This is a genomic window from Riemerella columbipharyngis, from assembly GCF_900101995.1.
Taxonomy (GTDB): Bacteria; Bacteroidota; Bacteroidia; order Flavobacteriales; family Weeksellaceae; genus Riemerella; species Riemerella columbipharyngis.
In genome coordinates, this window is record NZ_FNAS01000012.1 from 65,693 (window position 1) to 72,238 (window position 6,546).

Consider the following 6,546-nt stretch of genomic DNA (forward strand, 5'->3'; position numbering starts at 1 on the left):
ATGAGAACCAATTTTGCTTTTTTACAAAAAGAATTTCCCCAGTGGTATGATGAGGTGCGCCAAGCAGAGCAATTCACTTATACGGCACCCAAGTATGCAGCACTTTCATGTCGCATTGTTTTAGAAAAAGCACTTTATTGGCTTTATCAGCAAGATGAGGATTTAACCTTGCCATATGATACCAAACTTTCTAGTTTACTCTTTAACGATGATTTCAAAAATATCGTGCCACCAAGTATGTTTCGCGAGCTGGACATCGTGCGCCGTTTCGGAAACTATGCCGCACATGGCAAGAGAGTGAGGGCATTGGAAGCCTTGCAGAGTTTAAAAAATATATTCAGATTTTTAGCCTTTGTAAGTAAACTATATAGTCAAGATAATCCAGAAGTTCCTGCGTTTGATGAGAGGGTAATCCCTTATGGTGATGAGCAAGATAAGACAAAGAAAGAGCTACAAGCCCTTGCCGAAGCCAATGAAAGGCAACAGCAGGAAAACGCCGCATTGCTTGCAAAGCAAAAAGCACTCGAGGCTGAAAATGCGAAATTAAAACAAGCGCATCAAGCTATATTGGACGAAGTAGCGGCACGCAAAAATGAGCGAAAAGCACAGTTTTCTGATGTGGAAAGCATCGTGAAACCGATAGTTTCTGAAAAAGAAACAAGAGAAACGCTCATCAATCTCATGTTGCGCGAGGCTGGCTGGCAGCGTTTTGAGCAAGGTGTAGACATAGAATATAGAGTAGGGGGAATGCCCCTTTCTACCAATCCCTCTGGAGTGGGCTATGTAGATTATGTGCTATGGGGTAAAAATGGGAAGCCACTCGCCATAGTAGAGGCTAAAAAAACATTGTATGATGCAAGCAAAGGCAAGCACCAAGCAGTACTCTATGCCAATGCCTTGGAACAACAATTTGGCCAGCGACCAATCATATTTTACACCAATGGGTTTAGTACCTATTTGTGGGAAGACACATTCTACCCACCGCGCCAAGTTTTTGGATTCTATACCCAAGAAGAGCTAGAAAGCCTCCTGCATAAGAGAAGTGAACGCCAAGATTTGCGCCAATTTGAAGCCGACAGAGCTATTGCGGGGCGACCTTACCAGTTAGAAGCAGTGCAGCGTGTGGCAGAAAATTTAGTAACTACGCTTAACGGAGAATTAAAAGGCAAACATAGAAAAGCCCTACTTGTGATGGCAACGGGAAGTGGAAAAACACGAACTGCGGCTTCGCTCGTAGATATGCTTACCAAATGCAATTGGGCTAAAAGGGTTTTGTTTTTAGCAGATAGAAATGCCTTGGTAACGCAAGCTAAAAATGCATTTAAAGATTATTTACCGCAGCTTTCAGCAATAGATTTAACCAAAGAAAAATCAGACCAAAGTGCTAGAATCGTATTTTCTACCTACCCTACAATACTCAATCGGATAGACCAATTAAATGAAACAGGTGAGAGACCTTTTGGCATTGGCCATTTTGATTTAATCATCATAGACGAGGCACACCGCTCCGTCTATCAGAAATACCAAGCCATATTTGATTATTTTGATACTTTACTCATCGGGCTTACGGCAACACCGAAAAAAGAAATAGACCGAAATACTTATCAACTTTTTGAAATAGAAGATGATAACCCTACCTTTGCCTACGAGCTGGATACAGCAGTAAAGGAGGGATATTTAGTGCCACCTAAGGCTTTTTCGGTTCCTGTAAAATATCCAAGGCAGGGTATTAGATACAAGGAATTAAAAGAAAAAGATAAAGAAGAAATAGAAATGCTTTTTGGCATAGATGGGCAGGAAAATGATGATTTTGAAGTTAATAAAACTCAAATCAATAAAACTTTATTCAATGCAGATACGATAGACAAAGTACTTCATTATCTAATGAACAACGGACTGAAAGTAGATTCCGGAGACAAACTGGGAAAGACCATTATTTTTGCTAAAAACCACCGCCACGCTGTATTTATCGAAGAGCGATTTAATAAAATCTATCCTGAATATAGTGGAGAATTCTTGCAAGTAATTGATAATTATAACGACAAAGCACAAGATTTACTGGAAGCATTTTGCTACGACAAAGGAGAAGAAAAAAATCCTCAAATTGCCGTTTCTGTGGATATGATGGACACAGGAGTAGATGCACCGCGGGTGCTGAATTTGGTGTTTTTCAAGGAAGTAAAATCTTATACCAAATACTGGCAGATGATTGGGCGAGGAACGCGTAAATGTCCAAACTTATTTGGCGAAAATCAGGATAAAGAGTTCTTTCTTATTTTTGATATCTGTGGTAATTTTGAATACTTTGACGAATATCCGGAGGGCTATCAAGCAGACGGCGTTAAGTCCTTGCAAACACAAATGTTTGAAACACAGCTGGAAATCGTTTATCAGATTCAGCAACAAGAAAATATTTCTAACGATCTTCGAGCGTTGATGGAATTTTATATCAATGACTTACATTCCAAAGTAAACCTTCTGAACGAAAATAAAATAGAGGTAAGGAAGCATTGGCAATATGTGCGAAAATATAAAGAGCGTTCTGCGTGGGTGTCTTTGGACAGAAATGCAGTAATGGAAATCCGGCAGCATCTTTCTGCTATGGTAGTAAATACGGAAGACAAAGACGAAATGGCTAAAAAATTTGATTTTATCATCTATCAGTTAAGTTTAGCCATTCTCAAGTCAGAACCTAAGCAAAAAACTCTTATGAGTAAAGTATTAGAGATAAGAAATAGATTGGGAAAAAAGTTAAATATTCCTTCGGTACGGGAGAAAGAGGACTTTATAAAGACGATGGGAACGCCTGATTTTTTCCATAATATCGATTTAGTTCGCTTGGAAAAAGTAAGGATAGAATTACGAGACTTGATTAAATTCATCAAAGATGAGGGAAATATTCCTATAGTTTATACCAATATAGAAGACGATTTGGATAAAGATGCAGTGAATACAGTGGATTTGTTACAAAATTATACTTCTCTTCAGAACTACAAAGACCGAGTAGAGCACTTTATACGCAGGAATAGAAACCATTTAGTGATTGATAAACTTTACAGAAATATCCCTATTACACCGGTAGAACTGGAGCGTTTAGAGATATTTTTTATTCACGAAAATTTTGAGCCATCTGAAATAAAGAAGAAATCCAATACAAAATCATTAGGAGAGTTTGTGCGAAGTGTTTTGGGAATGGACGAAAAAGCTGCACAAGAGCATTTTGCCCAATTTATAAGCGAAGAGAATCTTAGCTCTAATCAAATAAGATTCATAGATCAAATTATAAAATATCTTACCAAAAATGGAGTTTTAGACAAAACAATGCTTACCCGTCCACCATTTACCGAACGGTCGGATAACGGTATATTAGGTGTGTTCAGTGATATAGAAAAAGCTTACAAGGTAATACAGCTTGTAGAAGAACTCTCCAAAAATGCAGGTGTGGCGTAAAGATTTTGAAAAACGCTATGTAAACTAATACTCTGAATATAATATGTTAGAATGATAGAAAAAGAAAAAGAAAAAGAATATAATTCTTTTTTTAAACAGAAAATAATTATTGAATTCGAGAGGTAATAAAGCCAATAGAATTATTCAAAATTATCATACCTTGATCCTGTTTATTTTTCTATGCTAATCAATTTTTTGCTGAGATAAAGAAATCTATAAACTAAAAGAGATGCAGAAAAAGTAAGCCCTAAGCCAAAAGCTATCCACATCCCTGTGGCACCCATATTCTGGTGAACACACAAGAAATAGCCTAATGGAATGGTAAGAACCCAGTAAGCTACAAAAGTAATGATACTCGGTATTTTTACATCTTGTATCCCTCTCAGTAATCCCAGTGCGGTTACCTGTATTCCGTCGGACAATTGGAACAGTGCTGCGATGATTAACAATTTTGAAGCTAAATGAATAACATCTACATCACTTTTCTTGGTAAAGAATGTAGGCAGTGTATCTCTGAATACCACGAAGATAATGCCACACATCAGCATAAAGAGAAATGCCATTTTGAGGTTGTTAATACCTACGGCTCTCAGCTCTTTGTATTTACTTTCGCCTAAACGATTGCCAATCATTACCGTAGAAGCTACGCTAAATCCCATACAAAGGTTGAAGGTAAATGATGCCATAATCTGTGCAATCTGGTTTCCTGCAATGTCTTTCGTACTTACTAATCCGCAAATGAAAGCCGCACCGGCAAATGCTGTTACTTCAAAAAACAATTGCATCGCCGTAGGGAACCCCAGCTTGAGCATTTTTTTGAACATAGATTTTCTAAAAAAATGGAATCTTAGGCTGAAATTTTTAATGTATCGTCTGGTTCCTTTGTTTTGCCTAAGAATAAAATACAGGAATATCATCATAAAGATACGGGCAATTAGAGATGCATAGGCAGAGCCATCTACCCCCATAGGATGAATGCCGAAGAGTCCTTTGATGAAAATATAATTGAGAACGACATTGATGACATTTGCGATAATTGTTGCTTTGGTTACCCCAATGGTGAAGGACAACCCTTCTGAAAATTCTCTCAACGCCTGAAATGCCATAAAAGGCAATATGCTAATAGTAGTAATACAAAGATAGCTGATGGTATCCGGAATTATTTTTTCGGGCTGTCCCACATGATAGAGTAGTGGCATACCAACAAATATCCCTATGGTTAGGATAAGCCCAACCGCCATATTTAGTACAAAACCATGCCTGAATATTAAATCAATTTTGTCGTGATCATTTTGACTTTGAGCTTCAGATACTAATGGCGGTATAGCCAGCGAAAATCCTAGTGCTAAAACAAAAAACGAAAAAAATACACTATTTGCCAAAGATACCGATGCTAAAGCATCTGCCCCTAAAAGATTTCCTACAATAACATTGTCAAAGAGATTGACAGAAACTTGCCCTACCTGTGTAAGCATAACGGGGATTGCCAGTTGGAACAGTCTTTTAGTAAAAGGTTTATTGATAAATCTCATATATTGCTAAATTGGATTTTTGTATAGTTCAAAATCAAGCCGCGAATTTAGTGATTTTATTTGAAGTTTATTCTATGACTCTAATTATAAATACACATATAGGTAAGAAATAAAAATCTATTTTTGTCGGTTTTGCATTTTTTTTGTTAAATTCTTGATTACGAATATTTTCACTAAAAAAAACAGGGCGGATAATTCTTAATAAAGAAGTAGAATCTGTATTGTTATCCTCTTTGCCATAAAATAATTTTTAATAAAAATATTCCATAGAGATAAAGATTATATTGTGATTTGATAATAAGTTTGAATTGTATTTTTTAACATTCAAAGGATTCACGGCTTTATATTTTATCATCTCTTAATAAAGTTATTATATTTTCTTACTCTAACTTCATATCGCTCATTTGCTTGTTTTTTACTTTTTTGATAAAGCTATCATACAACTGAGAATATGTTCTATTATAGAATAAAGCTTTTGCTAATTCAATAAATTTATTTTAGCTTAATGATATTTTTATTAACTTTAAATCTTTTATTTCTTTATTGAATTTTGGATTTTTACCAATTCTATTTTGGCATTCCTATATCTTCTACAGTAATACTAATACTGAGAGTTCAATCAATTTAAAAGATTTTGCAGAGGTATAGATATCTCTTCGGTGTATTAGCTGTATAGGTTCTTCCCAAAAGTTCCGTAGTTGCTGTGTAACAAAGAGATAAACTGATGTTTTTTTTGTCATTTCTAACATTACATTGATGGGGTATAATTATAGAATATTTAAAGCAATCCGCTACCACATTTAGATATTGTTGGATAGATTTTTTTATTCAAATCTACTGTTATATACTCTCTGATGATCTCCTCGTTTTGTAGAAAGCTCATATCATAAGGCCTTACATGCTCTATACTCATAATGGATGCGTTTCAATTTGGGTTTATGGCTGGAGAAAATACTCTATTGGTGGTTAAGTCTGGATGAAAATTTGCAATGCCGATTTACCCTCATCTGGGAAACTGGCTTTTTTACTGTATTTCCTACTGGCTCTTCATTAGCATAAAAAGTTACTGTATTGATTAGTCTGTATCCTATTTCAATGACTTTTGTTACGGCTTTTTGCGCGCTGATAAGTCGGGTATTGGAAAGACGCCCCCCAAATAGGCATCTCTACACCATTGTTTAATTTTATATCTTATTTTTTTGATGATACAAAATTAAGGTAAAAGAAAAGAATATCCTGTATAAAAATTTGGTCGTGCCTCCCAAAGTATGATACTCAAATCCATCCAAAATTGATGTAGAAAAAGACGATTTCAAAGGCTTTGATATGGTTTTCTAACTTTTTGAAAAACAGAATGTTTCCCGAACCGCTCGACGTATTCGATGCCTTAAAAGAGTATTGTTTCCCTCAATATTGGTGGTGTTTTTTTTTTTACCAATTTTATACCTACTTCCTTGAAAAACAGAAATAAAAGCCTCTCAATTGTCCGTACAAATCTCATCAAAACTCACGCCCAATTTCTTCAATTTTTCACGAAGTTTTTGAGCTGTTTTTATGTCTCGTT

3 protein-coding genes are annotated in these 6,546 nt (G+C 35.7%); 1 reads left to right on the plus strand and 2 read right to left on the minus strand.

All coding sequences use genetic code 11. The annotated features are described in order from the left end of the window. Entirely contained in the window at positions 1-3,450 is a 3,450-nt protein-coding gene (locus BLS89_RS07375) for a DEAD/DEAH box helicase family protein (RefSeq protein WP_092737069.1), read from the plus strand. 170 nt (positions 3,451-3,620) lie between these two features. Here the strand turns inward: BLS89_RS07375 and BLS89_RS07380 are convergent, their stop codons facing one another. Further along, entirely contained in the window at positions 3,621-4,982 is a 1,362-nt protein-coding gene (locus BLS89_RS07380; protein WP_092737071.1) for an MATE family efflux transporter, read from the minus strand. Between the two features lie 778 nt (positions 4,983-5,760). Then, on the minus strand, positions 5,761-5,895 hold the full coding sequence (locus BLS89_RS11220; protein WP_262501485.1) for a hypothetical protein: 135 nt from the start codon (positions 5,893-5,895) through the stop codon (positions 5,761-5,763). Between the last annotated feature and the right edge of the window lie 651 nt (positions 5,896-6,546).

Excerpts from the sequence above, each read along its gene's own strand:
- BLS89_RS07375 (WP_092737069.1), top strand. The coding sequence starts at position 1 with ATGAGAACCAATTTTGCTTTTTTACAAAAAGAATTTCCCCAGTGGTAT.
- BLS89_RS07380 (WP_092737071.1), bottom strand. The coding sequence starts at position 4,982 with ATGAGATTTATCAATAAACCTTTTACTAAAAGACTGTTCCAACTGGCA.
- BLS89_RS11220 (WP_262501485.1), bottom strand. The coding sequence starts at position 5,895 with ATGAGTATAGAGCATGTAAGGCCTTATGATATGAGCTTTCTACAAAAC.